The organism is Geodermatophilus sp. SYSU D00708, from assembly GCF_054050115.1.
In genome coordinates, this window is sequence record NZ_JBJGYS010000004.1 from 61,023 (window position 1) to 86,870 (window position 25,848).

The 25,848-nt window shown below is 74.3% G+C and carries 23 protein-coding genes; 14 read left to right on the forward strand and 9 right to left on the reverse strand.

The features are described from left to right. The first annotated feature begins 25 nt into the window (after positions 1 to 25). The 3 genes from ACI79D_RS05280 (at position 26) to ACI79D_RS05290 (ending at position 2,597) form a co-directional block, all read left to right on the forward strand. Positions 26 to 1,822, forward strand: a complete 1,797-nt coding sequence (locus ACI79D_RS05280) for an ABC transporter substrate-binding protein (RefSeq protein ID WP_456917269.1) — start codon at positions 26 to 28, stop codon at positions 1,820 to 1,822. Between the two features lie 83 nt (positions 1,823 to 1,905). Further along, positions 1,906 to 2,139, forward strand: a complete 234-nt coding sequence (secG, locus tag ACI79D_RS05285) for a preprotein translocase subunit SecG (RefSeq protein ID WP_456917270.1) — start codon at positions 1,906 to 1,908, stop codon at positions 2,137 to 2,139. Between the two features lie 116 nt (positions 2,140 to 2,255). Further along, complete coding sequence (locus ACI79D_RS05290; RefSeq protein ID WP_456917271.1) at positions 2,256 to 2,597, forward strand: RNA polymerase-binding protein RbpA; 342 nt, start codon at positions 2,256 to 2,258, stop codon at positions 2,595 to 2,597. 109 nt (positions 2,598 to 2,706) lie between these two features. Here ACI79D_RS05290 and ACI79D_RS05295 read toward each other — a convergent pair whose 3' ends face one another. The 6 genes from ACI79D_RS05295 to tkt all read right to left on the reverse strand — a co-directional run bounded on the left by ACI79D_RS05295 (position 2,707) and on the right by tkt (position 10,195). After that, positions 2,707 to 2,886 (reverse strand): hypothetical protein, encoded by a 180-nt coding sequence (locus ACI79D_RS05295; RefSeq protein WP_456917272.1) that lies wholly within the window; start codon positions 2,884 to 2,886, stop codon positions 2,707 to 2,709. Between the two features lie 244 nt (positions 2,887 to 3,130). Further along, positions 3,131 to 3,946 carry a 6-phosphogluconolactonase gene (gene pgl / locus ACI79D_RS05300; RefSeq protein ID WP_456917273.1) on the reverse strand — a complete coding sequence of 272 codons (816 nt, stop codon included), beginning with the start codon at positions 3,944 to 3,946 and terminating at the stop codon, positions 3,131 to 3,133. Positions 3,947 to 3,995: 49 nt separating this feature from the next. Continuing rightward, on the reverse strand, positions 3,996 to 5,093 hold the full coding sequence (locus ACI79D_RS05305) for a glucose-6-phosphate dehydrogenase assembly protein OpcA (RefSeq protein WP_456917274.1): 1,098 nt from the start codon (positions 5,091 to 5,093) through the stop codon (positions 3,996 to 3,998). A 31-nt stretch (positions 5,094 to 5,124) separates the two neighbouring features. Beyond that, the gene (gene zwf, locus ACI79D_RS05310; protein ID WP_456917275.1) at positions 5,125 to 6,642 is read right to left on the reverse strand and encodes a glucose-6-phosphate dehydrogenase; all 1,518 of its coding nucleotides are present in this window, start codon (positions 6,640 to 6,642) and stop codon (positions 5,125 to 5,127) included. 204 nt (positions 6,643 to 6,846) lie between these two features. Then, complete coding sequence (gene tal, locus ACI79D_RS05315) at positions 6,847 to 7,947, reverse strand: transaldolase (protein ID WP_456917276.1); 1,101 nt, start codon at positions 7,945 to 7,947, stop codon at positions 6,847 to 6,849. Between the two features lie 34 nt (positions 7,948 to 7,981). Then, positions 7,982 to 10,195, reverse strand: coding sequence for a transketolase (gene tkt, locus ACI79D_RS05320; RefSeq protein WP_456917277.1), 2,214 nt, complete (start codon positions 10,193 to 10,195; stop codon positions 7,982 to 7,984). A 362-nt stretch (positions 10,196 to 10,557) separates the two neighbouring features. Here tkt and ACI79D_RS05325 point away from each other — a divergent pair, with 362 nt between their 5' ends. Further along, a complete protein-coding gene (locus ACI79D_RS05325) occupies positions 10,558 to 11,478 on the forward strand; it encodes a heme o synthase (RefSeq protein WP_456917278.1) in 921 nt (306 codons plus the stop codon). A gap of 142 nt (positions 11,479 to 11,620) precedes the next feature. Here the strand turns inward: ACI79D_RS05325 and ACI79D_RS05330 are convergent, their stop codons facing one another. Next, positions 11,621 to 12,532, reverse strand: a complete 912-nt coding sequence (locus tag ACI79D_RS05330; RefSeq protein ID WP_456917279.1) for a COX15/CtaA family protein — start codon at positions 12,530 to 12,532, stop codon at positions 11,621 to 11,623. Positions 12,533 to 12,722: 190 nt separating this feature from the next. Here ACI79D_RS05330 and ACI79D_RS05335 point away from each other — a divergent pair, with 190 nt between their 5' ends. From ACI79D_RS05335 to ACI79D_RS05370, 8 genes are read left to right on the forward strand one after another with little or no spacing between them, the layout of a single operon-like run. After that, positions 12,723 to 13,574, forward strand: a complete 852-nt coding sequence (locus ACI79D_RS05335; RefSeq protein ID WP_456917280.1) for a helix-turn-helix transcriptional regulator — start codon at positions 12,723 to 12,725, stop codon at positions 13,572 to 13,574. Next, positions 13,571 to 15,013, forward strand: coding sequence for a Fe-S cluster assembly protein SufB (gene sufB, locus ACI79D_RS05340; protein WP_456917281.1), 1,443 nt, complete (start codon positions 13,571 to 13,573; stop codon positions 15,011 to 15,013). Before ACI79D_RS05335 ends, sufB begins: the two co-directional genes overlap by 4 nt. Further along, positions 15,013 to 16,338, forward strand: a complete 1,326-nt coding sequence (gene sufD, locus ACI79D_RS05345; RefSeq protein WP_456917282.1) for a Fe-S cluster assembly protein SufD — start codon at positions 15,013 to 15,015, stop codon at positions 16,336 to 16,338. The genes sufB and sufD overlap by 1 nt, the downstream gene beginning before the upstream one ends. Continuing rightward, positions 16,335 to 16,679 carry a non-heme iron oxygenase ferredoxin subunit gene (locus tag ACI79D_RS05350; protein WP_456917283.1) on the forward strand — a complete coding sequence of 115 codons (345 nt, stop codon included), beginning with the start codon at positions 16,335 to 16,337 and terminating at the stop codon, positions 16,677 to 16,679. Before sufD ends, ACI79D_RS05350 begins: the two co-directional genes overlap by 4 nt. Positions 16,680 to 16,694: 15 nt before the next feature. Then, complete coding sequence (gene sufC, locus ACI79D_RS05355) at positions 16,695 to 17,468, forward strand: Fe-S cluster assembly ATPase SufC (protein WP_456917284.1); 774 nt, start codon at positions 16,695 to 16,697, stop codon at positions 17,466 to 17,468. Beyond that, a complete protein-coding gene (locus ACI79D_RS05360) occupies positions 17,465 to 18,793 on the forward strand; it encodes a cysteine desulfurase (RefSeq protein WP_456917285.1) in 1,329 nt (442 codons plus the stop codon). The genes sufC and ACI79D_RS05360 overlap by 4 nt, the downstream gene beginning before the upstream one ends. A 2-nt stretch (positions 18,794 to 18,795) precedes the next feature. Next, complete coding sequence (gene sufU, locus ACI79D_RS05365; RefSeq protein ID WP_456917286.1) at positions 18,796 to 19,275, forward strand: Fe-S cluster assembly sulfur transfer protein SufU; 480 nt, start codon at positions 18,796 to 18,798, stop codon at positions 19,273 to 19,275. Further along, positions 19,272 to 19,661 carry a metal-sulfur cluster assembly factor gene (locus ACI79D_RS05370; protein ID WP_456917287.1) on the forward strand — a complete coding sequence of 130 codons (390 nt, stop codon included), beginning with the start codon at positions 19,272 to 19,274 and terminating at the stop codon, positions 19,659 to 19,661. The genes sufU and ACI79D_RS05370 overlap by 4 nt, the downstream gene beginning before the upstream one ends. A 117-nt stretch (positions 19,662 to 19,778) precedes the next feature. On the opposite strand, the gene ACI79D_RS05375 is transcribed toward ACI79D_RS05370, so the two are convergent. Further along, complete coding sequence (locus ACI79D_RS05375; protein WP_456917288.1) at positions 19,779 to 21,578, reverse strand: SCO7613 C-terminal domain-containing membrane protein; 1,800 nt, start codon at positions 21,576 to 21,578, stop codon at positions 19,779 to 19,781. Positions 21,579 to 21,650: 72 nt separating this feature from the next. Continuing rightward, entirely contained in the window at positions 21,651 to 23,750 is a 2,100-nt protein-coding gene (locus ACI79D_RS05380; protein ID WP_456917289.1) for an SCO7613 C-terminal domain-containing membrane protein, read from the reverse strand. 115 nt (positions 23,751 to 23,865) lie between these two features. Here ACI79D_RS05380 and abc-f point away from each other — a divergent pair, with 115 nt between their 5' ends. Both abc-f and ACI79D_RS05390 read left to right on the forward strand, forming a co-directional pair. After that, positions 23,866 to 25,467, forward strand: a complete 1,602-nt coding sequence (abc-f, locus tag ACI79D_RS05385) for a ribosomal protection-like ABC-F family protein (protein WP_456917290.1) — start codon at positions 23,866 to 23,868, stop codon at positions 25,465 to 25,467. Positions 25,468 to 25,606: 139 nt separating this feature from the next. Beyond that, complete coding sequence (locus ACI79D_RS05390) at positions 25,607 to 25,834, forward strand: helix-turn-helix domain-containing protein (RefSeq protein ID WP_456917291.1); 228 nt, start codon at positions 25,607 to 25,609, stop codon at positions 25,832 to 25,834. Positions 25,835 to 25,848 lie beyond the last annotated feature (14 nt).

Here is a 25,848-nt window from a genome sequence, read left to right on the forward strand (position 1 = left end):
GCCGCCGGCGAGGCGGGGAGCGGTAGTGGAGAGCACGCAGCAGGGATCGGCGGGGCGGGGCCCGGCCTGGGCCCGCGGCACCCGCGGCCGGGTGGCGGCCATCACCGGCGCCGTCGCCCTGGTCGTCGGCGCCGCCGTGAGCTGCAGCAGTGGCTCGGGGGACACCTCGGGGGTCCCCGTGCAGGGCGACGGTCCGGACGCCGGCCTCACCGGCGTCCGGGCCGCCTCCGACGCCACCGGCGGCACGCTGCGGGTGGTCGCCGGCGAGATCGACAACCTCGACCCGCAGCGCTCCTACCTGCCGGGCGTGTGGAACCTCATGCGGCTCTACACCCGCACGCTGGTGACGTACTCCACCGAGCCCGGGCGCACCGACGAGCTGGTGCCGGACCTCGCCACCGACCTCGGCACCACCCCCGACGGCGGCACCACCTGGACGTTCACCCTCCGCGACGGGACCCGGTTCGAGAACGGCCGGGCCATCACCTCGCGGGACGTCAAGTACGGCATCGAGCGGTCCTTCGCCTCCGACGTGGTGGTGGGCGGGCCCACCCACGTCGTCGAGCTGCTGGACGACCCGGGCAACCCCTACGCCGGCCCGTACCAGGACGAGTCGCCCGAGAAGCTGGGCCTGGCCGCGATCGAGACGCCCGACGACCGGACGATCACCTTCCGCCTGCGCAGCCAGCAGCCGGACTTCCCGTACGTCATGGCCCTGCCGTCGAGCAGCCCCGTGCCGATCGAGAACGACCGCGGCGCCGACTACGGCGGGGACCCGGTCTCCTCCGGCCCGTACGCGATCACCAGCGTCGACGCGGTCACCGGCATCGTGCTCGACCGGAACCCCGAGTGGGACCCGGCGACCGACGACGTCCGCACCGCGCTGCCCGACCAGGTCGTCGTCCGCACCGGCCTGAGCGGCGTCGAGCGCGACCAGGCCCTGCTGGCCGGGTCGGCGGACGTCGACGTCTCCGGGACCGGCGTGCAGGCCGCCACCCAGGCACGCCTGGCGGAGGGGACCGGCGGCGAGGTCCCGGTGACCGACCGGGTCGACGAGGTGACCAGCGGCGTCGTGCGGCTGCTGGCCCTGCCGACCAACGTCGCGCCGCTCGACGACCCGGACTGCCGCGCCGCGGTGGCCGCGGCCGTGGACCGCCGCGCCGTGCAGGAGGTCCTGGGCGGGTCGGTCAACGCGGTGCGGACCTCCCAGCTGTGGCCCCGCGGGCTCGACGGCGGCCCCGAGGACGGCGACCCCGCGCCCGACCCGGCTGCCGCGCGCGAGCACCTCGAGGCCTGCGGGCAGCCCGACGGGTTCAGCACCGTGCTGGCCGTCCCGGATGCCGCCAGCAGCGTGGCCGTGGCCGACGAGGTCGCCGGCCAGCTGGCCGAGGTGGGCATCGAGGCCGAGGTCCGGCCGCTGGCCGCCCCCAGCTTCTACGCCACCGACGTGGGCAACCCCGACAACGTCGCGGCCCAGGGCTTCGGGATCGTCCTGGCCACCTGGACGGCGGACTTCCCGACCCCCGGCTCCTTCCTCGTGCCGCTCGTCGACGGGCGCTCGGTGAGCCCCGTCGGGAACACCAACTTCGCGCGGCTCGCCGACCCGGAGCTGAACGGGCTGATCGACACCGCCCGTGCGGCCGGCGACGCGCAGGAGGCCCGTGCCGCATGGCGGGACGTCGCCGCCGCGGCCACGGCCACGAGCGCGTACGTGCCGCTGGCCGAGGGCCGGGTGCAGCTGCTCGCCGGTCAGCGGCTGCGCAACGGCGTGGTGATGACCGCCTACAGCGGCTACGACGTCGCGACCGCCGGCGTCCGCTGACACAAACGGTCCACCGACCGCGGTCGGGACCCGTCCGGGTCGTGTCGGCCGGGACCCGCTGCGCGGTCGGTTACCCTCGATGCATGATCGAGCTGGTCCTCAACGTGCTGCTGGTGCTCACCAGCGTGCTCCTCGTGGTGCTGATCCTGCTGCACCGGGGCAAGGGTGGGGGCCTGTCCTCGATGTTCGGTGGCGCGGTGTCCTCGCAGTTGTCCGGGTCCTCCGTGGTGGAGAAGAACCTCAACCGCCTGACGGTCTTCACCGGCCTCGTCTGGGCCGTCTGCATCGTCGGCCTCGGGATCCTGCTCAAGGTCTGACCAGCGCGCCGCGGTGTTGCTCGTGGGAAAGGTGAGCGGAATCTCGCTGTCCAGGCCCTAGACTGCCCGCGCGGCCGGTCGACGCCGCAGACCTCTCGAAGACACAGGGAGCGCTCGTGGCTGGTGGTAACGCGATCCGGGGCACGCGAGTCGGCGCGGGGCCGATGGGGGAGGCCGAGCGCGGCGAGACCGCGCCTCGCCGCCGCATCGCCTTCTGGTGCACCCAGGGGCACGAGACCCGGGTCGCCTTCGCCAGCGACGCCGAGGTGCCGGACCTGTGGGACTGCCCGCGCTGCGGGCTGCCCGCCGGCCAGGACCAGGCCGCCCCGCCGCCGGCACCCCGCACCGAGCCGTACAAGACCCACCTGGCCTACGTGCGCGAGCGGCGCACCGACGCCGACGGCGACGCGCTCCTCGAAGAGGCCCTCGCCAAGCTGCGGGCCCGCCGCGGCGCCTGAGCGAGAGGCCCCGTCCTCCCCACCCTTCGCAGGCTCAGGGCGGGGCCCGGGACGGGGCCTTGACCCGCGCCGCGGGCTCCGAGCCGGGGCCCGCGGCACCTGACGGTGCTCAGTCCATCGGTGGACGGGGGAGGGGCACCGGGGTGTGCGGCACCCACGCCGCCTGCTCCAGGTCCCAGTAGCACCCGACGTGGTGCCGGCCGCGCCCGGTGCCCTCATGGGTCGCGACGTCCCCGAGGGCGTCCTCGGCACGGGCGGGCTGGGGGATCGTCGTGGCGGGGAGCGTCATGGGTCTCTCCGGGGGTGTGGCCGACGGAGCTCGGTCACCGTGCCGTCGGATTCTGGCGTCCCGCCTGCGATCTGCTTGCAGCGGCCGCGACCGGCAGTGTGCTCCGCCGGGTCCCCCCGGACCAGGGACGAGGGGCACGGAGCGCCCGGCACAGCGCGTCGCTCGCCCCGGCGGACGGGCACGCCTGCGGACGGTGGTCGCCGACCGCACTGACGTCGCCGGCCGCCCCGACCGTCTCGACGGGTCAGCCGGCGGGCGGCTCCAGCTCGCTCGCGGCGGCGGCGTCCAGCAGCCAGCGGGTGGCCCGCCGGCCGTGCACGCCGGCCGCGGGGAGCTGCAGGGGGCCGACGCCCTCGCGCAGTGCCGCGGCGACCGCGGCGGCCTTCGCCTCCCCGGACACCAGCAACCAGATCTCCTCGGCGGAGTTGATCGCGGCGAAGCCGAGGCTGGTCCGCGTCGGCGGCGGCTTCGGGCAGTCCCGCACGGCGACCACCAGCCGCTCGTCGGACGCGGCCGGCGACTCGGGGAAGATCGACGCCACGTGCCCCTCGGGGCCCATGCCCAGCAGCAGCACGTCGATGCGGGGCAGCTGCGCACCCGGGGGCGCCGCGGAGGCGAGCTGCTCGGCGTACCAGGCGGCGGCGTCCTCGGGCTCGGCGAACCCGGCGTCCGACGCGGGCATGGCGTGCACGCGCTCGGGCGGCACGCCGACGGGGTCGAGCAGGGCCCGCCGCGCGCCGGTCTCGTTGCGCTCGTCGTGGCCCGCGGGGACGAACCGCTCGTCGCCCCACCAGACGTCCACCGCCGTCCAGTCGACCCGCTCCCGCTCCGGCTCGGCCGCCAGGGCGGCCACCCGCTCGAGGACGGCGGTGCCGATCCCGCCGCCGGTGAGCACCACCGAGGCGGTGCCGTGCACCGCCTGCGCGGCCGCCAGCCGCGCGACCAGCGCGGAGGCGGCCGCGCGGGCGAGCCGGTCGGCGTCGGGCTCGATCACGATGTCGGGGACCTGGCCCTCCGCCGCCAGCTCGGCGGCGACCCGCTCACCGGGCGGCAGGCTCACGAGTCGACCTCGCGGACGCTCCGGCCCCTGCGCGACCTCGCCGGCTCGGTCACGGGACGACCTCCTCGGCGTTGCGCTCGCCGTGCTCGGCGACCTCCTCGGCGCCCTGGGAGTCCTCCGGCACGGTGGGCAGCGGCTCGCCGTCCCCGCCCTGCGTCCGCGCGGGGTCGAACCACACGTGCTCCCTCACGGGCGAGCGCTCGGAGAGCCCGGGAACGCCGGTGGTGGCCTCCAGGGCCTCCGCGAACGGCTCGTCGGGGTCCAGGCGGCGCAACTCCTCACCGACCAGGTCACCGAGCTGCCGGTCGGGCAGGGCCGCCATCGCCTCGGGCCGGTAGGGCTGCGCGATGACCGCGCCGCCCCGGCGGTCGGCGGTGACCTGGACCTCCTCGTCCTGGTCGAGCTGCAGGACGACGGAGGAGACCCCGCTGGGGCCCGGCCGCCGCTCGCCCTCGACGACGTCGACGGCGCAGCCGCAGCGGGCGCTGAGCCACCCGGCCAGCAGCCGGGCGGTCGCGGAGCCGGGGGCGCCCTCGACCCGGCCGCCCAGCACCCGCACCGCGTCGCCGCGACGTCCGGCGACCGAGTCGAGCGTCGAGGTGAGGGTGGACCGCCAGGGGGTGCTGCGCGTCCAGGCCAGGTCGGTGTCGCCGGGGGCGTAGTCGTCGGCGCGGGTGCGCAGCGCGGCCAGCTGGTCGTCGGCGAGGGAGGAGTCGGTGATCCGGCGATCGGCGATGACCGCCAGCGCGTCGGTGCACAGCCGGTCGGGCGGGGTGCCGTGCCACCAGGTGACGACGGGGGCGTCGGCGGCCAGCAGCGGCAGCACCACCGACTCGGCGTGCAACGCCAGCCGTCCGTACATCCGCATGACCACGGCTTCGCCGGGTCCGAGCCGGCCGCCGATCAGCACCTCAGCGTCCAGCCGGGGCGTGGGCGCCTCGATCTGACGGCGGACCACGATGAGCAGCCGGCAGGGGTGCTGCTCGGCGGCGGCGGTGGCGGCCTCCTCGGCCTCGGCCACCCGCCCCTCGTCGGCCACGACCACCAGGGTCAGCGCCACCCCGGAGAGCACCGCGCCGCCGGTGCGCCGCTGGGCGGCCAGCTCCTTGACCACGGCGGAGCCGGTGGTGTCCCACAGGGTCGTCATCGGGTCTCCTCGGATCGCACGGACGGGACGGTCACGGTCGCCGCCACCGGCGTCCCTCGGCGGCGAGCATCTCGTCGCCCGCCCGCGGACCCCACTCGCCGGCCCGGTACGGGTGCGGCGTGGTGCCGGCCCAGAACTCCTCCAGCGGGTCGATCACCGACCAGGAGGCCTCCACCTCGGCGTTGCGCGGGAACAGCGTCGCGTCGCCCAGCAGGACGTCGAGCAGCAGCCGCTCGTAGGCCTCCGGGCTGGCCTCGGTGAACTGCTCGCCGTAGAGGAAGTCCATCGACACGTCGCGGACCTCCATGACGCTGCCGGGCACCTTGGACCCGAACTTGAGGGTGACCCCCTCGTCGGGCTGGACCCGGACGACGAGCTGGTTGTTGCCCAGCTCCTCGGTGTCGGTGTCGGCGAAGGGCAGGTGCGGCGCCCGCTTGAACACCAGCGCGATCTCGGTGACCCGCCGCGGCAGCCGCTTGCCGGTGCGCAGGTAGAACGGGACACCGGCCCACCGCCGGGTCTCCACGCCCAGCCGGACGGCGGCGTAGGTCTCGGTCGTCGAGTGCGGGTCGACGCCCTCCTCCTGCCGGTAGCCGTTGGCCCGCTGCCCGGCCAGCCAGCCCTGCTCGTACTGCCCGCGCACGGCGAAGGTGCCCAGGTCGTCGGGGAGCGAGACGGCGCGCAGCACCTTGAGCTTCTCGGTGCGGATCTCCTCCGCGGAGAACTCGACCGGCTCCTCCATCGCGGTCAGCGCCAGCAGCTGCAGCAGGTGGTTCTGCAGCACGTCCCGGGCGGCGCCGGTCTGCTCGTAGAACTGCGCCCGCCCGCCGATGCCGACGTCCTCGGCCATCGTGATCTGCACCGAGTCGACGTGGTGGCCGTTCCAGACCGGCTCGAACAGGGTGTTGGCGAACCGCAGCGCCAGCAGGTTCTGGACGGTCTCCTTGCCCAGGTAGTGGTCGATGCGGAAGACGTCGTCGGCGGTGAACACCGAGTCGACCAGCGCGTTGAGCTGGCGGCTGGAGGCGAGGTCGGTGCCGAACGGCTTCTCCACGACCACCCGCCGCCAGCGGTCGGGCGTGCTGTCGGCCATGCCCGTGCGCTGCATCTGCTTGAGCACCACCGGGAACATCGCCGGCGGGATGGACAGGTAGAACGCCGCGTTCCCGCCGATGCCGTGGCTGCCCTCCAGCTCCCCGAGGGTGGCGGCGAGCTGGTCGAAGGCGTTGTCGTCGTCGAACGAGCCCTGGACGAACCGGACGCTGCCGGCCAGCCGCTCCCACACCTCCTCGCGCCACGGCGTGCGGGCGGCCTTGCGGGCCGCGTCGCGGGCGAGCTCCGCGAAGTCGGTGTCACCCCAGTCGCGGCGGGCGAAGCCGAGCAGGGCGAAGTTGGTCGGCAGCAGCCCGCGGTTGGCCAGGTCGTAGACCGCCGGCAGCAGCTTCTTGCGGGCCAGGTCGCCGGTGATGCCGAAGACCACCAGTGCGCACGGCTCGGGAACACGGGGCAGCCGCCGGTCCCGCGGATCACGCAGCGGGTTGGGGATCATCGTCCGTCCTCGGGGTGGGAGAGGGAGCCGACGTCCGGCGCGGCGGTGGACCGGACGGTGGGGCGGTACAGGTCTACTCCACCGGCCTGGCGGCGCGAGGCAGCGCACCGGGCAGCCGGACCGGCCGGCCGGGGACGGCGTCCCCGGCCGGCCGGGACCGGATGAGATGGGGGGCGTCGCCCCCGGCGGGGGAGGGAGCGGGCGTCACGCCTTGTCCTGGAGCTGGGTGCGCACCGACTCGGTGAGCTCGTCCCAGGAGTCGACGAACTTCTGCACACCCTCGTCCTCGAGCACCCGGAAGACGTCGTCGAGGTCGACGCCGGCGTCGGCGATCGCCTTCATCGTCGCCGCGGCGTCCTCGTAGGTCTTCTGCACGGGCGTGCCGGCGCTGCCGTGGTCGGCGTAGGCCATGAGCGTCTTCTCCGGCATCGTGTTGACCGTGCCGGGGGCGATCAGCTCGCTCACGTACATCGTGTCGGGGTACTCGGGGTTCTTCACCCCGGTCGAGGCCCACAGCGGCCGCTGGGGGCGGGCGCCCTGGGACTCCAGCGCCTTCCAGCGGTCGGAGGAGAAGACCTCCTCGTAGGCCTGGTACGCCAGCTGCGCGTTGGCCAGCGCCGCCTTGCCCTTGAGCGAGGCGTCCGCCCCCGCCTTGTCCAGCCGCTTGTCGATCTCGCTGTCCACGCGGGACACGAAGAACGACGCCACCGAGGCGATGCCGTCGAGCGAGCCGCCCTCGGCCACCCGCTTCTCCAGCCCGGAGAGGTAGGCGTCCATGACCGCCCGGTACCGCTCGAGGCTGAAGATCAGGGTGACGTTGACGCTGATGCCGCGGCTGATGGACGTCGTGATGGCCGGCAGGCCGGCCTCGGTCGCGGGGATCTTGATGTACAGGTTGGGCCGGTCGACCAGCCACCACAGGTGCGCGGCCTCGGCGGCCGTCGCGTCGGTGTCGTGCGCCAGGCCCGGCGCGACCTCCAGGGAGACGCGGCCGTCGCCGGGCTGCCGCTGGGCCACCGGCGCCAGCAGGTCGCAGGCGTCCCGCACGTCGGCGGCGGTGATGGTGCGCAGCGCCTCCCCGACGCTCACCTGGCGGACGGCGAGGGCGTGCAGCTGGTCGTCGTAGGACTCCGACCCGCTGATCGCCGCGGCGAAGATGGTCGGGTTGGTCGTCACGCCGACGACGCAGTACTCGTCGACCAGCGACTGGAGGTTGCCGCTGCGGATGCGGTCGCGGGACAGGTCGTCGAGCCACACGGCGACCCCGGCCGCCGACAGCTCGGCCAGCTTCTCGTTCTGTGCCATCTTCAGGCCCCTTCCGGGCGTTTCGGTGGGTGGTTCAGCGGTCGCCGGTGGGGTGGGGGAGACCGCCCGTGGCCGGCACGGGACCGGCCGGGACGGCGGCGCCCGACCTGGCCGCCTCGATGCTCTCGCGCGCGGCGGTGACCACCGCCTCGTCGGTCAGGCCGAACTCCTCGTAGAGCACGGAGTAGGCGGCGCTGGCCCCGTAGTGGGTGAGGCCGACGATCCGGCCGGCGTCCCCGACGAACTCGCGCCAGCCCATCGGCACGCCCGCCTCGACGCTGACCCGGGCGCGGACCGACGGCGGGAGCACCTCGTCCTTGTACGCCTGGTCCTGGTCGGCGAACCACTCGACGCAGGGCACCGAGACCACCCGGGTCGGCACACCCTCGGCCTCCAGCCGCTCGCGGGCGGCCACGGCGATCTGCACCTCGGAGCCGGTGCCGAGCAGGATCACCTGCGGCTCCCCGTCGGAGGCGTCGGCCAGGACGTAGGCCCCCCGGGCCACGCCCTCGGCGGAGGCGAACGCCGTCCGGTCGAAGACGGGCAGGTTCTGCCGGGACAGCAGCAGGCCGGCCGGCCGGTCGTTGTGCTCCAGGATCGTCCGCCAGGCGACGGCGACCTCGTTGGCGTCCGCGGGCCGGACGACGTCCAGGCCCGGCATGGCGCGCAGCGCGGCGAAGTGCTCGATCGGCTGGTGGGTCGGTCCGTCCTCGCCCAGGCCGATCGAGTCGTGGGTCCACACGTAGATGACCGGCAGCTGCATGAGCGCGGCCAGCCGGACCGCGCCGCGCATGTAGTCGGAGAAGGTGAGGAACGTGCCGCCGTAGACGCGGGTCCCGCCGTGCAGGGCGATGCCGTTCATGACGGCGCCCATCGCGTGCTCCCGGACGCCGAAGTGCAGCGTGCGGCCGTAGGGGCCGCCGGACCACATCTTCGTCTGCCGGTCGGCCGGGAGGAACGACGGTTCGCCCTTGACCGCGGTGTTGTTGCTCTCCGCCAGGTCGGCCGAGCCGCCCCACAGCTCCGGGAGCACCGGGTAGAGCTTGGCCAGCACCTCGCCGGAGGCCTTGCGGGTGGCCACGCCCTTGGGGTCGGCGTCCCAGCTCGGCAGGTCGGCGGCGAAGCCCTCGGGCAGGGTGCGCGTGGTCATCCGCTCCAGCAGCGCGGCCCGTTCCGGGTTCTGCTCCCTCCAGGCGTCGAAGCGCTCCTGCCACGCGGCGTGCTCCTTGCGGCCCTCCTCGACGACCGACCGGGCGTGCTCGAGGACCTGCGAGTCGACCTCGAAGGTCTTCTCCGGGTCGAAGCCGAGGATCCGCTTGGTCGCGGCGACCTCGTCGGCGCCGAGCGCCGAGCCGTGGGAGGCGCCGGTGTTCTGCTTGTTCGGCGCGGGCCAGGCGATGATGGTCCGCAGCACGACGAGCGAGGGTCGGCCGGTCTCGGCCTTGGCGGCGGCGAACGCGGCGTCGATCGCCGCGAGGTCCTCGCCGTCGTCGACGTGCTGGACGTGCCAGCCGTAGGCCTCGTAGCGCTTGCCGACGTCCTCGGTGAAGGCGACGTTCGTGTCGTCCTCGATGGAGATGCGGTTGTCGTCGTAGACCAGGACCAGGTTGCCCAGCTGCTGGGTGCCGGCCAGCGACGACGCCTCGCCGCTGACGCCCTCCTCCATGTCGCCGTCGGAGGCGAAGCACCAGATGGTGTGGTCGAAGAGGCTCTCGCCCTCGGGGGCGTCGGGGTCGAGCAGGCCGCGCTCGCGCCGGGCGGCCATCGCCATGCCCACCGCGTTGCCGACACCCTGGCCCAGCGGGCCGGTGGTCGTCTCCACGCCGGGGGTGTGGTTGACCTCGGGGTGGCCCGGGGTCTTCGAGCCCCAGGTGCGCAGCGCCTCCAGGTCGGCCAGCTCCAGGCCGTAGCCCGAGAGGAACAGCTGGATGTACAGCGTCAGGCTGGAGTGGCCCATCGACAGCACGAAGCGGTCGCGGGCGACCCAGTTCGGGTCGGTGGGGTCGTGCCGCAGCCACTTGTGGAACAGCAGGTAGGCGGTCGGGGCCATGCTCATCGCCGTCCCCGGGTGGCCGTTGCCGACCTTCTGGACGGCGTCCATCGCCAGGACGCGCACGGTGTCGATCGCGCGGCGGTCGAGGTCCCCGAAGCCCTCCGGCAGGGTCGGTCTCGGCTGGGACGGGCTGCCGGTCGGGGTGTCGGTCGCGGCCTCGGCCGGGGCCTCGGACTCGGTGCTCTGGGTTCCCATGTCTCGCGTGCTCCTCGGGGGTCGACCGGTTGCGGGACCGCCCGGGACGGTGTGGACCGACCGGCCGCGGGCGGACGACGGTGCGCGGCTCCAGCGACCGGCCTCGCGCGCATCGGATCGACGCGCTGGACCTGGACGCACCGTCGTCATCGACGTCCGCCCTACCCGCTGCGTGCGCAGCACCAACGTGATCGACCCTAGTCGGCTCGCTCAGGAAGGAGACCCTGGTCATGCCCACCGGCCGGCGGAGGGGGCCCGGGCTACAGTTGACCCGTTCTGCTGTCCCCGCTCGGAAGGGACCCCGTGCTGTCCTGGTGCCCGGTGGTGCCCTGCCCACGCCTCCGCACGACCGGAGCCTCGCGGTGACGGCGCTCTCCGAGCGGCCGGCCGTCCAGGCCCGCCGCTTCTCGACCACGCTCAAGGCCTACGTCGCCCTGACCAAGCCGCGGATCATCGAGCTGCTGCTGGTGACGACGGTGCCGGCGATGATGCTCGCCGCGCACGGCTGGCCGACCTGGCGGCTGCTGCTGGCCACGATGGTCGGCGGCACCCTCGCCGCCGGCGCGGCCAACGTCTTCAACTGCTGGTACGACCGCGACATCGACCGGCTCATGCACCGCACCGAGCGCCGGCCGCTGCCGATGGGCGAGGTGAGCCCGCGCGGGGCGCTGGTCTTCGGGCTGGTCCTGACCGTGCTGTCGGTCGCGCTGCTGGCGGCCACGACCACGCCGCTGGCCGCCGTGCTGGCGCTGGGCGCGATCGTCTACTACGCGGTCGTCTACACGATGGTGCTCAAGCGGCACACCCGGCACTCGACGCTGTTCGGCGGCGTGCCCGGTGCGGCGCCGGTGCTCATCGGGTGGGCCGCGGTGACCGGGTCGCTGGCCTGGCCGGCGGTGGTCTTCTTCGGCGTCGTCTTCTGCTGGCAGCTGCCGCACTTCTGGGCGCTGGCGATGCGCTTCCGGTCCGACTACGCCCGCGCCGAGGTCCCGATGCTGCCGGTGGTGGCCACCCCGCTGTCGGTGGGCCGGCAGACCGTCGTCTGGACCTGGCTGACCGTCGCCGTCTCGCTGCTGCTGTGGCCGGTGGGTGCGGCGACCGGGATCGGCTGGATCTACACCGCGGCCGCCGCGGGCCTGGGCCTGTGGTTCGCCTTCGAGGCGCACCGGCTGCTGCGTCGCATCACGTCCGGCGCCGCGACCCGGCCGATGAAGCTGTTCCACATCTCGATCTCGTACATGACGCTGCTGTCGGTCGCGATTATCGTCGACGTCCTGGTCTGACCGGCCGCTCGGCCGTCCGCCCCTCGAGTGGCGGGTCGCCGTGGTCTCCCTGCGCGCGAGACCACGGGGACCCGCCACTCGGCGCCTCTGGGGAGGTGCTCGCCCGACTGCCCGGCTGCGACCGCGGTGCTGGGGGACTCGCTCAGCGAGCGGCGGACGCCGGCACCGCGGACTGCTCCAGCGGCAGCTCGGACGCCGGGCCGCGCACCGACCAGACCAGCCGGGCGGTGAACGCCGTGACCAGCACCGCGCCCAGCATGTGCAGCAGCACCAGGACCACCGGCAGGTGGGTGAAGTACTGGACGTAGCCGACGACGCCCTGCAGCAGCTGCACCACCAGCAGGTCGCGGGCGGCCCGCTTCACGCGGCCGGGGGAGTCGGTGGCGTACAGCGCGACCAGGAGCGCCACGGTCAGGCCGAGCAGCAGGAAGACGACGTCGGCGTGCAGCTGGCTGACCAGCTCGGGGTCGAAGCCCGTGCGGCCGGCCTCGGGGTCGCCGCTGTGCGGGCCGCTGCCGGTCACCACGGTCCCCAGCACCAGGACGGCGGCCGTGGCCACGCCGATGCCGGTGACCAGCAGCGCGAACGGACGGCGCACCAGCGGCTGGCCGACCCCCGGCTCGCGGGAGCGCAGCCACAGCACCGTCGTCAGGGCCACCAGGACCGACGAGAGCAGGAAGTGCGCCGCCACCGTCCACGGGTTCAGCCCGGTCAGCACGGTGACACCGCCGAGCAGCGCCTGTGCCGGGATGCCGAGGAAGGAGAGGACGGCGAGACCGCGCAGGTCCCGCCGCGCCGAGCGGAACACCGCGACCACGGTGGCGATCGCGACCGCGGCCAGGACGAAGGTCAGCAGCCGGTTGCCGAACTCGATGACGCCGTGCCCGGCGAGCTCGGGGGTGGCCACGAAGCTCGCGTCGGTGCAGCGCGGCCAGGTCGGGCAGCCCAGCCCCGAGCCGGTCAGCCGGACCGCTCCGCCGGTGAGCACGATGGCGCCGTTGGCGACGGCGTTGGCGAGGGCGATCCGCGAGACGACGGCAGGGGAGACCGGCACGTCCCGATGCTAGGCGCTGCCGCGGCGGCTGCCCCCGGGCCGACGGGGGACTCGGTGGGCACGGGCAGGTGAGGTCCTGGTCACAGATCGCCCCCAGGTCCCGCGTCCGGCCATCGCCGCAGGTCCCGTGCGCGTCGGGAGTTAGGTCAGCCTTGCTTGCAGGCGCGCGGAAATAGGCAACACTTGTGTTGTGGAAACCGACCGGCTGCAGGCGGACAGGGGCTCGTCCCGGTCGTCGACGGTCGTCGACGACCGGCGCACACGCCACCGCGTCACCGCGCTGCTGCTCGAGAACGGCCCGCAGACGGCGACGGAACTCGCCGGCCGGCTGGGGGTCTCGCCGACCGCCGTCCGCCGGCACCTCGACGCCCTGGTGGCCGCCGGCCGGGCCGAGGAGCGGCACGCGACGGGCGCTCCGCGCGGCCGCGGCCGTCCGGCCCGGCTGTTCCACCTGACCGACGCCGGCCGCGCGGACTTCCCGCACGCCTACGACGACCTCGCGCTCACCGCGCTGCGGTTCGTCGCCGCGCAGGGCGGCCCCGAGGCCGTCCGGGCGGTGGCCGAGCAGCAGCTGTCCGGCCTCGAGCGGCGCTGCTCGACCGCGGTCGAGCAGGCTGCCGGATCGGGCGCCCCCGTCGACCGCGCCCAGGTGCTCGCCGAGGCGCTGACGGCCGAGGGCTACGCTGCCTCGGCCTCGGCGATCTCCAGCGGCGGGCAGCTCTGCCAGCACCACTGCCCGGTGGCGCACGTGGCGGCGGAGTTCCCGCAACTGTGCGAGGCCGAGACGGCAGTGATCGGCCGCCTGGTGGGTACGCACGTACAGCGCTTGGCGACGATCGCCCACGGCGACGGCGTCTGCACGACCCACATCCCCGGTCCGGTCCGGTCCGGGGGCGTCGCTCACACTCGCGCGGGGAACAGATCGACCTCCGTGCGCCCTGTACCAGGTGAGCGGGGAGCGCGGCCGGATCCGGCCACCCAGCGCACCGCACCGTCCACCAGCTCCACCCTGACGAAGACCCGGGAGAGGACGCCCGCATGACCAGCACCCAGCAGCCGGTGACCAGCACGCCGCTGACGCAGGACGAGCAGATCGAGCAGCTCGGCCGCTACCAGTACGGCTGGGCTGACGCCGACGTCGCCGGGGCGTCGGCCCGTCGCGGCCTGGACGAGGAGGTCGTCCGGGACATCTCGCGGCGCAAGAACGAGCCCGAGTGGATGCTCGAGCGGCGGCTCAAGGCCCTCAAGCTGTTCGACCGGAAGCCGATGCCCGACTGGGGCTCGGACCTGTCCGGGATCGACTTCCAGAACATCAAGTACTTCGTGCGCTCCACCGAGGCCCAGGCGACCTCGTGGGAGGAGCTGCCCGAGGACATCAAGAACACCTACGACCGGCTGGGCATCCCGGAGGCGGAGAAGCAGCGCCTGGTCGCGGGTGTCGCCGCCCAGTACGAGTCCGAGGTCGTCTACCACAAGATCCGTGAGGACCTCGAGGAGCAGGGTGTCGTCTTCCTGGACACCGACACCGCGCTCAGGGAGCACGAGGACATCTTCAAGGAGTACTTCGGCTCGGTGATCCCGTCCGGCGACAACAAGTTCGCCGCGCTGAACACCGCGGTGTGGTCGGGTGGCTCCTTCATCTACGTGCCGAAGGGCGTGCACGTGGAGATCCCGCTGCAGGCCTACTTCCGGATCAACACCGAGAACATGGGCCAGTTCGAGCGGACGCTGATCATCGTCGACGAGGGCGCCTACGTGCACTACGTCGAGGGCTGCACCGCGCCGATCTACAAGTCGGACTCGCTGCACTCCGCGGTCGTCGAGATCATCGTCAAGAAGAACGCGCGCTGCCGGTACACAACCATCCAGAACTGGTCGAACAACGTCTACAACCTGGTCACCAAGCGGGCGATCGCCCACGAGGGCGCGACCATGGAGTGGGTCGACGGCAACCTCGGCTCCAAGGTCACCATGAAGTACCCCGCGGTCTGGATGACCGGCGAGCACGCCAAGGGCGAAGTGCTCTCCATCGCCTTCGCCGGCGAGGGGCAGCACCAGGACGCCGGCGCGAAGATGGTGCACGCCGCGCCCAACACCTCCTCGACGATCGTGTCGAAGTCGGTGGCCCGTGGCGGCGGGCGCACCTCCTACCGCGGCCTGGTCCAGATCGACGAGGGCGCGCACGGCTCGAAGTCGACGGTGAAGTGCGACGCGCTGCTGGTCGACACGATCAGCCGGTCGGACACCTACCCCTACGTCGACGTCCGCGAGGACGACGTCGCGATGGGCCACGAGGCGACCGTCTCCCGGGTCAGCGACGACCAGCTCTTCTACCTGATGAGCCGGGGTCTGTCCGAGGACGAGGCGATGGCGATGGTGGTCCGCGGCTTCGTGGAGCCGATCGCCCGCGAGCTGCCCATGGAGTACGCCCTCGAGCTGAACCGCCTGATCGAGCTGCAGATGGAAGGTGCCGTCGGCTGATGCCGGACCAGAACACCCCCAGCACCACCGAGGACGTCGCGGTCGCGCCCGCCACCCTCGCCGGCGAGCTGTTCGCCCCCGGCGTGGGTGCGCAGGCCGGCCCGCCGACCACCCCGGCCTCGGAGACGGCCACCGCCGGCCGCGCCACCCCGGGGGCGCACTCGCACGGCGGCCCCGCCCCGACCGGCTCCCCGGCGGAGCGGTTCACCTCGACCGACCCCGAGGCCTTCGGCGAGCCGACCGGCCGCGAGGAGGACTGGCGCTTCACCCCGATGCGCCGGATCCGCCCGCTGCTGCAGGGTGGTCCGTCCGACGCGCACCTGCAGTGGGACACCGACCTGCCGGAGGGCGTCGAGCTCACCCGCGTCGAGGCCGACGACCCGCTGATCAAGGGGCTGCCCGAGCCGGTCGACCGGCTGGCCGCCCTCACCCGGCAGCGCAGCGGCGGCGCCGCCGTCGTCCGCGTGCCGGCCGAGGCCCAGCTCGACCGCCCGGTCACCCTGCGGCTGTCGGGCACCGGCGCCGACGAGGTCGTGTGGGGCCAGCTGGTCGTCGAGGTCGGCGCGTTCGCGAAGGCGACCGTCGTCCTCGACCACGCCGGCCTGGCCCGGTACTCCGGCGGCGTCGCCGTCCTCGTCGGGGACGGCGCGCAGGTCACCGTCGTCTCCGTGCAGGACTGGGCGCCCGGCGCCGTCCACGGGGGCCAGTTCGACGCCGTCGTCGGCCGCGACGCCACGTTCAAGCAGGTCGTGGTCACCCTCGGCGGGGACCTGGTCCGGCTGGTGAGCAACGTGCAGTACGCCGGCCCCGGCGGGACGGCGGAGCTGTTCGGCGTCTACTTCGCCGACGAGACCCAGCACCAGGAGCACCGGCTCTGGGTCGACCACGCCGTTCCGAACTGCACCAGCAACGTGCTCTACAAGGGCGCGCTGCAGGGCGAGAAGGCGCGCACGGTGTGGATCGGCGACGTCCGGATCCGCCCGGCGGCCACCGGCACCGACACCTACGAGCTCAACCGCAACCTGGTGCTCACCGACGGCGCCCGCGCCGACTCGGTGCCGAACCTGGAGATCGAGACCGGCGAGATCGTCGGCGCCGGGCACGCCAGCGCCACCGGCCGGTTCGACGACGAGCAGCTGTTCTACCTCTGCTCGCGCGGGATCGACGCCGAGACCGCGCGTCGCCTGGTCGTCCGCGGCTTCTTCGCCGACGTCGTCCAGCACATCGGCCTGCCCGAGCTGCAGGACCGCCTGATGGGCTCCATCGAGGCCCGCCTCGGCGCCCTCCCCGGGCTGGACGACCAGCCGGTGGAGGTCCAGGCGTGAGTTTCGAGCGGGTCTGCGCGCTGTCGGAGGTCCCCGAGAACGGCTCGCTGCGGGTCGAGCTCGCGGACGTCGACGTCGCCGTCGTCCGGTTCGAGGGCGAGGTCTACGCGATCGAGGACCTCTGCTCGCACGCCGAGGTCCCGCTGTCCGACGGCGACGTCGAGGAGTTCGACGGCGCCCCCACCATCGAGTGCTACCTGCACGGGTCGTGCTTCGACCTGCGCACCGGTGAGCCCACCAACCTGCCGGCCACCGAGCCGGTGCCCGTCTACCCGGTCCGGGTCGACGGCGACGACGTCCTGGTCGACGTCGACGCCGAGGTCCCCGCGGCCCGCAACTGAGGAGCGAGAAGAAGAGTGTCCGTGCTGGAGATCCGCGACCTGCACGTCACCGTGGGCGAGGGGGACGACGCCAAGGAGATCCTCCGCGGCGTCGACCTGACCGTCCGCTCCGGTGAGACGCACGCGATCATGGGGCCGAACGGGTCGGGCAAGTCGACCCTGGCGTACTCGATCGCGGGTCACCCCAAGTACACGATCACCGGTGGTTCGGTGACCCTCGACGGCGAGGACGTCCTCGCCATGAGCGTCGACGAGCGCGCCCGGGCCGGCCTGTTCCTGGCCATGCAGTACCCGGTCGAGGTCCCCGGCGTCTCGGTGTCGAACTTCCTGCGCACCGCCGCCACCGCGGTCAAGGGCGAGGCGCCCAAGCTGCGCACCTGGGTCAAGGACGTCAAGACCGAGATGGCGGCCCTGGAGATGGACCCGGCGTTCGCCGAGCGCAACGTCAACGAGGGCTTCTCCGGCGGCGAGAAGAAGCGCCACGAGATCCTGCAGATGCGGCTGCTCAAGCCCGCGATCGCGATCCTCGACGAGACCGACTCCGGCCTCGACGTCGACGCGCTGCGGATCGTCTCCGAGGGCGTCAACCGCACCCGCGAGGAGGGCGAGGTCGGCGTCCTGCTGATCACGCACTACACGCGGATCCTGCGCTACATCAAGCCCGACTTCGTGCACGTCTTCGTCAACGGCAAGATCGTCGAGGAGGGCGGTCCGGAGCTGGCGGAGAAGCTGGAGAACGAGGGCTACGCCGCGTACGTCAAGGGTTCGACGGAGGTCGCGACCGCATGACCCAGACCGTCTCGCGTCCCGGTACCGGGGCGCAGAAGGCGCCCCTGCCTCTGGACGTCGAGGCGATCCGGGCGGACTTCCCGATCCTGTCGCGCACCGTCCGCGACGGGAAGCGGCTGGTCTACCTGGACTCGGGGGCCACGTCGCAGAAGCCGCGCAGCGTCCTGGACGCCGAGCGGGACTTCTACGAGACCTGCAACGCCGCCCCCCACCGGGGCGCGCACCAGCTGGCGGAGGAGGCGACCGGCCGCTACGAGGCGGCGCGGGCCACGATCGGCGCGTTCATCGGCGCGCCGGCCGAGGAGGTCGTCTTCACCCGCAACAGCACCGAGGCGATCAACCTGGTCGCCTACGCGCTGTCCAACGCGGCCACGGCCAAGGAGCCCGAGTTCCGCCGGTACGCCGTCGGCCAGGGCGACGAGATCGTCGTGACCGAGATGGAGCACCACGCCAACCTGGTGCCCTGGCAGCAGCTGTGCGAGCGCACCGGCGCCACCCTGCGCTGGCTCGGGCTGACCGACGACGGCCGGCTGGACCTCGCCGACCTCGCCACCGTGGTCAACGAGCGCACCAAGCTGGTCGCGGTCACCCAGCAGTCGAACATCCTCGGCACGATCAACCCGCTGGAGGAGATCGTCGCCCGGGCGCACGAGGTCGGTGCCCTGGTGCTGGTCGACGGCGCCCAGTCGGTGCCGCACCAGCCGGTCGACGTCGCCGCCCTCGGCGCGGACTTCCTGGTCTTCTCCGGGCACAAGATGCTCGGGCCCACGGGCGTCGGCGTCCTGTGGGGCCGCTACGAGGTGCTCGACGCGCTGCCGCCCTTCCTCACCGGCGGCTCGATGATCGAGGTCGTGCGGATGGAGGGCAGCACCTTCATGCCCCCGCCGCAGCGCTTCGAGGCCGGCGTCCCGATGACCGCCCAGGTCATCGGCCTGGCCGCGGCCGTCGAGTACCTGCAGCGGCTGGGTATGCAGAACGTGCACGCGCACGAGGAGGCGCTCACCGCCTACGCGCTGGCGAAGCTGGCCGAGATCCCAGGCGTCACGGTCGTCGGCCCGCCCGACACCGTCGCCCGCGGCGGCGCCATCTCCTTCACCGTCGACGGCATCCACCCGCACGACGTCGGCCAGGTCCTCGACGACCTCGGCGTCGAGGTGCGGGTCGGCCACCACTGCGCGTGGCCGGTGGTGCGGCGCTACGGCGTCCCGGCCACGACCCGCGCGACGTTCTACGTGCACACCGGCTACGACGACATCGACGCGCTGGCCGACGGGATCCGGAAGGCGCAGCAGTTCTTCGGTGTTGCCCCGGTAGAGGAGGGCTGAGCATGCAGCTCCAGTCGATGTACCAGGAGATCATCCTGGACCACTACCGGAACCCGCACGGCCGCGGACTGCGCGAGCCGTTCGAGGCCGAGGTGCACCACGTCAACCCGACCTGCGGGGACGAGGTGACCCTGCGGGTGCACCTGGACGGCGACCGGCTCGCCGACGTCTCCTACGAGGGGATGGGCTGCTCGATCAGCCAGGCGTCGGTGTCGGCCATGTACGACCTGGTCATCGGCAAGACGGTGCCCGAGGCGCTGGAGACCGGCGAGCACTTCATGACGCTGATGCAGAGCAAGGGCGACACGGCGGTCGCCGAGAAGCTCGAGGACGAACTCGAGGACGCCGTCGCGTTCGCCGGGGTGTCCAAGTACCCGGCGCGCATCAAGTGCGCGCTGATGAGCTGGATGGCGCTCAAGGACGCATCCGCACGGGCGCTGTCCATCGCCCAGCCCGCCGCCCCGACTGGAGGTCAATCGTGAGCGAGACGACCGAGAACACGACGCCCGCGACCGTCGAGTCGCCGGCCGAGCTGCCGCCGTACAAGTCGGCGCTCCTCGAGGACGTCGAGGAGGCCATGCGCGACGTCGTCGACCCCGAGCTCGGCGTCAACGTCGTCGACCTCGGCCTGGTCTACGGCATCGACGTGGTGGACGACGTCGCCGTCATCGACATGACGCTGACCTCGGCGGCCTGTCCGCTGACCGACGTCATCGAGGACCAGGCGCGCTCGGCGCTCACCGGCGGGCCCGGTCCCGGCCTGGTGGACGACGTCCGGATCAACTGGGTCTGGATGCCGCCGTGGGGCCCGGACAAGATCACCGACGACGGCCGCGAGCAGCTGCGCGCCCTCGGCTTCCGCGTGTGAGGACCCCCTTCCTCCCCACCCTTCGCAGGCTCAGGGTGGAGCCCTGGAAGGGGGCCTTCCAGCCCCTCGCCTCGGCCCGCGTCCCCGTCCGGGACGCGGGCCGTCGTCGTCTCCGGCTCAGCGCATCTCCGCCAGTCGACGGGTCCACCCGTCCACCGGCAGCCACTCGCGCCAGGCGCCGAGCGCGGCGAGTGCCGCACCCACCACGAGGGCGGCGCTCACCGGCCACGGCAGGGCGATGAGCCCGAGCAGTCCGGCCATCGCCAGCTCGGTGGTGGCTCCGGCCACGAGCGGTGCCCGTGCCCCGAGGTGCACACCGCCGAGCATGACCAGGGCCGCGACGACGACCACGGCCACCGGCCGCGGGTTGTTCGGGACGACCGCCGACCACACCACCGACGGGACGGCGGCCGTCAGCAGCGCCGGCCCCCACACCGGCCAGGAGGGCCCGGAGGTCAGCCGCGGCCCGGCGGCGAGCAGCAGGCCCGCGGCCAGCGGCAGGGTGTAGGCCTCGACCACCGACACGTCCGCCAGCGCCACCGCCGTCCACGCCGCGACCACCAGTTGCGCGGCCCCGGCGCGCCAGGCGCGCGAGGACTCGGGCGGGTCGACACGGGGCACCGCCGTCCGCCACGCGTGCCAGGCCCAGGCGCAGGTGAGCACGCCCTGCACGGCCAGCAGGACGGCGAGCACGACCCGGTCGCGCGATCCGACGAGCAGCACGACCGCGCCCGCCGCGCAGACCGCGCCGGCGACGAGGGTCGCCTGTCGGGAGTCGGTGTCCAGGAAGTACCCGGCCACGAGGGAGATGGCGTAGAGCCCGCTCAGCAGCGCCGCCGCGGCCGCCGAGCTCAGCGCCCCGGCGGCGATCGCGAAGACCGCGGCGCCGGCCAGGCAGCCGACCGTTGTCGGGGCCGCGGCAGCCCGCTCGTCCCGCCGCCGCACCGCGACCAGGGCGCTGGGCACCGCGGTGAGCAGGAGCAGCAGCGACAGCTCCGTCCACCGGGCTCCGGCGATGAGTTGCACCACGCTGAACAGCACCAGGGTGCCGCCGATCGCGACCGCCAGCGGCAACAGCACGCCGCGCGGCCAGCCGGTCAGGAGCGCCGCGGCCACCGAGGCCACCAGCACACCGGTGTAGCCGGCCAGCATCACCCCGGCGGGACCGGGGAAGGCCAGCGGGCCGCCGACCGCGGCGCCCACCACCACCCCGGACAGCACCGGGACGGTGACCGGCCGGCCCAGGAGGGGATCGAGGTCCCGTTCCAGACGGGCGACCAGCAGCGCCGCCGCGGCGGCAGCGGTCAGCCCGGCGGCGCCCCAGCGTTCCCCCGCCGACCCGCTCCAGGCGGTGACGATCCCGCCGAAGACGCCGGCGACCCACCACGGCGCCGTGCTGACCAGCGCGATCCTGGCCACCAGCCGCCGTCCGCCGAGGACGACGAGAAGTCCTCCCAGGGCCACTCCCAGCGCCGCGGCGGTGCGGGCCCACTCCGACTCCGTGTCCTGCAGCGCTCGCAGCACGGCGAGCTGGACGGCCGCCCAGGAGGCCAGGGGCCAGGTCGCCGGACGCCGCAGCAGCCAGGCGAGCGCGAGGAAGACCCCGGCCAGCACCAGGAGCGGGACGACGGAGCCGCTGAACACCGGAGCGCCCGCGGCACTCGCCCCCAGGACCGCCAGCACGACGGCGGCGACGGCGAGCACCTCCTCGGTGCTGCGCAGCAGGTGGACCGAGCCCCAGGCCGACGCGGCGGCCGCCGCCCCGGCCAGCCCGAGCAGCAGCACGCGAGCCGGCCCGGGACCGAACACCGCGGCCGCCGTGCCCCCGCCGCTGACCAACAGGGCCGCTCCGACCACGAGGAAGACCAACGGCGGTCGTGCGCGGTAGGGGAGCGGTGGCACCGGCGCGGAGCCCATGGCCGTCCCCCTCCCGTGCACGTGCGGCGGGGTCCACGCTAGGGCCGGGAGCGCGGTCCCACCCGCCGGCGGTCAGCGCATCTGCGTCACCCAGGCCACCGCCTCGCGGGCCTGCTGCCGGCGCCGTTCGTAGGTCGCGCCGAGGACCAGCAGGACCAGCCCCACGGTGGCCAGCGACAGCCAGCGCGGCGCGAGCGGGGCGTAGGGCGCCAGCCGGCCCAGGACGACGAAGGCCAGTGACGCCGCGCCCAGGACGAACGGCGCCTGGCGGTGGGCGAGCGTGCCCAGCACGGTCAGTGCCGCCGCGGCGACCACGACGAGCAGCAGCCGCACCACCGACGGCTCGGCGACCGCGACGAGCGCCGAGGGCACCAGCGCGGTGGCGAGCGCCGGCCCCTCCACCGCCCACGACCGGCCCCGGGCCCGCAGCTGCGGCAGGGCGACCACCAGCAGCCCGAGCGCCGCGGGCAGCGTGTAGGCCTCCGGGGTCTCGACCCGGGCCCCGGCCGCGGCGACCCAGCCGGCGACGACCAGGTCGGCGACGGCGAGCACCGCCACGTCCCGCCGGCGGCTGACGAGGGCGTAGACCCCGCCCGCGGCGCCGCCGAGACCCAGGTGCAGGGCGGTCTGCCCCCACGCGCCCACCTCCGCCGTCGACAGCGCGGCGACCAGCGCGACCAGGGCCGCCGTGCCCGCGGCCGCCGGCTCCTCCGCGGTGCCCGCCCGGGCGGTCGCGACGGCGAACCCGGCGACGGCCACCAGCACCACGAGCAACCCGGCCGCGGCCGGGGTCAGCCAGCCGTCCTCGCGCGCGAGCAGCACTCCTCCCACCGGGCACAGCAACGCGGTGACCAGGGCGGCCCGGCGCACCTCGGGCACCCGCACCGCGGCGAGCGCTGCCGGCAGGGCGGCCGCGGCCACCACGAGGCCGAACAGGCCGAGTCGGCCGTCCAGCGCGAGCAGCACGCTCCCGAGGACGGCGAGGACCCCGCCGCCCGCGAGCAGCGCGGCCAGGGGCACCGGTCGCCGCGCCGCGGGCACGGAGGCGGTGAGCAGCGCGACGCCGAGCCCTGCGGCGGCGACCGCCCCGGGGACGCCGCTGCGCGCGAGCGACCCGGCCAGCGCCACCGCGGTCACCCCCGCCCCGGCCCCCGCCACGAGCACGGCGCGCGGCAGACGTGCCGCCAGCCGCGGGTCCTGCCGCAGCTGCAGCCCAACCGGCCCGGCCCCGGCGAGCAGCGCGGTCGCGAGCCACCCGTCGAGCGCGGACCCCGTCCAGGCGACGGCCGTGCCGACGAGCCCCGCGGCGACCGTGGCCAGCGCCGCCAGCACCTGCGCGACCGGCGCCAGCGCCGGCCGCAGCCGCAGGAGCACCCCCACGTCGAGCAGCGCGGTGCCGAGCAGAGCGGCCGGCGTCGCCGCGGTGGCGCCCTCGGGGACGAGCAGCACCGGCACCGGCTGGGCGGCGAGCAGGGCGACCAGCGGCCACGTGGTGGTGCTACCGGTCAGCCGGCCCAGGAGGAGCGCGACGGCGACGACGGTGCCGCACGAGATCGCCGTCCACAGCCGCAGCGGGACGTCGTCGAGGCCCCACAGCCCGAGGGCGTGCGCCGCGCCCAGGTCGACGGCCAGCAGCGCGGCCCCCGCCCCGGCCAGCGTCTCCTCGGTGGCCCGCAGCCCGCGCCGCGCCGTCCACGCCGAGACGCCGCAGGCGGTCGCCGTGACGGTGCCCATCACCGCCGCCTGGAAGACCAGGCCGAGGCGGGTCCAGGCCACGGCGACGAAGGCGATCGCGGCGGCGACGACCAGCAGCGCGCCGAGGCCGAGCAGCACCTGCTGCGGGCTGACCCGGCGGGCCGGGGTGCGCGGTGACACCGGGGGGACCGGCTCGGCGGCCTCGGGCGGCGCGGGCGCGACCGGCCACGGCGGCGGCGGGACGGGGGAGGGAGCCGGGAGTGTCGCCGGGGCGGTGGCGGCCCGCAGCGTGGCCAGCAGTCGCTCCCGGTCGCGGGCCAGCTCGTCGATCGTCGCGCCGATGCGGGCGACCACGCGGGCCGCCTCGCCGACGGCCGGGAGGCCGCAGGACGGGCAGGGCGCCGGGCCCGGGCCGGCACTGGGCAGGCCGCACACCGGGCACGGCGGCCCCGTGAACGGGCCGTACGTCGAGCTCATGCCGGGGATGGTGGCCCCTTCGGGGCCGGCGTGGGTCCCTCGCCGGCCCGCCTGTGGACGGACGTCACCCGCAATGCGGTCGGAAGCGGGCGCGCGAGCGCCTACCCTGGGATCAGTGATCACGACGACCGGTCTCGAGCTGCGCGCCGGCGCCCGCATCCTCATCAGCGAGGCCACCCTCCGCGTGCAGCCCGGCGACCGCATCGGCCTCGTCGGCCGCAACGGCGCCGGCAAGACCACCACCCTGACCACCCTCGCCGGTGAGCGGCTGCCGCACGCCGGCAAGGTCGAGGTGAGTGGCGAGATCGGCTACCTGCCGCAGGACCCGCGCAGCGGCGACCTCGACACCACCGCCAGCGACCGCGTCCTCTCCGGCCGCGGGCTCGACGTCCTCCGCGCGCAGATGACCAAGGCGCAGATCGCGATGGCCGAGCCCGCCGACGACGCCGAGCGCGACCGGGCGGTGCGCCGGTACGGCCGCCTGGAGGACCAGTTCGCCGCGCTCGGCGGGTACGCCGCCGAGAGCGAGGCGGCCCGCATCTGCACCGCCCTCGGCCTGCCCGACCGGGTGCTGGGACAGCCGCTGCGCACCCTCTCCGGTGGGCAGCGCCGCCGCGTCGAGCTGGCCCGCATCCTGTTCTCCGACGCCGAGACGCTGCTGCTCGACGAGCCCACCAACCACCTCGACGCCGACTCGATCACCTGGCTCAAGGGCTTCCTGTCCGCGCACAAGGGCGGGCTGATCGTCATCAGCCACGACGTCGAACTGCTCGACGCCGTCGTCAACAAGGTGTGGCACCTCGACGCCAACCGGGCGGCCGTCGACGTCTACAACCTGGGCTGGAAGCCCTACCTGGCGCAGCGGGAGACCGACGAGCGCCGCCGCAAGCAGGAGCGGGCGAACACCGAGCGCAAGATCGACGCGCTGACCGCGCAGGCCGACAAGATGCGCGCCAAGGCCACCAAGGCCAAGGCCGCGCAGAGCATGGACAAGCGCGCCCAGCGGCTGGCCGCCGGCCTGGAGGCCGTGCGGGTCTCCGACCGGGTGGCCAAGCTGCGCTTCCCGACGCCGGCGGCCTGTGGCAAGACGCCGCTGACCGCGGAGGGCCTGTCGAAGAGCTACGGCTCGCTGGAGGTCTTCACCGACGTCGACCTCGCCGTCGACCGGGGCACGCGGGTCGTCGTCCTCGGCCTCAACGGGGCCGGGAAGACGACGCTGCTGCGGATGCTGGCCGGCACGGAGGTGCCCGACACCGGCGCGGTGCGGCCCGGGCACGGGCTGCGGATCGGCTACTACGCCCAGGAGCACGAGACCCTCGACCACGACCGCTCGCTGCTGGAGAACATGCGGGCGGCGGCACCCGAGACCACGGACACCGAGCTGCGGCGGATCCTGGGCGCGTTCCTGTTCTCCGGCGACACCGTCGACCAGCGGGCAGGGACGCTCTCCGGTGGTGAGAAGACCCGGCTGGCGATGGCCACGCTGGTCGTGTCCGGCGCCAACGTGCTGCTGCTCGACGAGCCGACGAACAACCTCGACCCGGCGAGCCGGGAGCAGGTGCTCGACGCGCTGCGCACGTACACCGGCGCGATCGTGCTGGTCACCCACGACGAGGGCGCGGTGCGGGCGCTGGACCCGGACAAGGTGATCCTCCTGCCCGACGGCACCGAGGACGCCTGGAGCGAGGACCTCGTCGATCTCGTCGAGCTGGCCTGACCTCTCGCGTCGCGCGCCGGGGAGTGCTGGGTGATCATGGGTCGCGGGACGCCGCGGTCATGGGGACCCCGGCGCCAAGGGGACGAGCAGCCCGGTGGGCCGTGCGGGTCCGCCGGCCGGCTGCTGACGGAGGGGAGTCATGGCCGACTCGAACACTGCAGACCTCGGCAAGGGCAAGCGGATCACCGGTGACGACCGGTCGTCGCTCGCCGACGACCTCCGCAAGCGGTACGACGGCGGCGAGAGCATCCGCTCCCTGGCGACGTCGACCAACCGCTCGTACGGCTTCGTCCACCGCCTGCTCTCGGAGTCCGGGGCCACCCTGCGCAGTCGCGGTGGGGCCAACCGGAACAGCAAGAAGAGTTGAGCGAGCCCGCGAGC

Coding starts and splice junctions, on each gene's coding strand:
- sufU (WP_456917286.1), top strand. CDS start 18,796: ATGCAGCTCCAGTCGATGTACCAGGAGATCATCCTGGACCACTACCGG.
- ACI79D_RS05380 (WP_456917289.1), bottom strand. CDS start 23,750: ATGAGCTCGACGTACGGCCCGTTCACGGGGCCGCCGTGCCCGGTGTGC.
- ACI79D_RS05305 (WP_456917274.1), bottom strand. CDS start 5,093: ATGACGACCCTGTGGGACACCACCGGCTCCGCCGTGGTCAAGGAGCTG.
- ACI79D_RS05360 (WP_456917285.1), top strand. CDS start 17,465: ATGACCCAGACCGTCTCGCGTCCCGGTACCGGGGCGCAGAAGGCGCCC.
- secG (WP_456917270.1), top strand. CDS start 1,906: ATGATCGAGCTGGTCCTCAACGTGCTGCTGGTGCTCACCAGCGTGCTC.
- ACI79D_RS05390 (WP_456917291.1), top strand. CDS start 25,607: ATGGCCGACTCGAACACTGCAGACCTCGGCAAGGGCAAGCGGATCACC.
- sufB (WP_456917281.1), top strand. CDS start 13,571: ATGACCAGCACCCAGCAGCCGGTGACCAGCACGCCGCTGACGCAGGAC.
- tkt (WP_456917277.1), bottom strand. CDS start 10,195: ATGGGAACCCAGAGCACCGAGTCCGAGGCCCCGGCCGAGGCCGCGACC.
- zwf (WP_456917275.1), bottom strand. CDS start 6,642: ATGATCCCCAACCCGCTGCGTGATCCGCGGGACCGGCGGCTGCCCCGT.
- tal (WP_456917276.1), bottom strand. CDS start 7,947: ATGGCACAGAACGAGAAGCTGGCCGAGCTGTCGGCGGCCGGGGTCGCC.
- sufD (WP_456917282.1), top strand. CDS start 15,013: ATGCCGGACCAGAACACCCCCAGCACCACCGAGGACGTCGCGGTCGCG.
- ACI79D_RS05295 (WP_456917272.1), bottom strand. CDS start 2,886: ATGACGCTCCCCGCCACGACGATCCCCCAGCCCGCCCGTGCCGAGGAC.
- ACI79D_RS05375 (WP_456917288.1), bottom strand. CDS start 21,578: ATGGGCTCCGCGCCGGTGCCACCGCTCCCCTACCGCGCACGACCGCCG.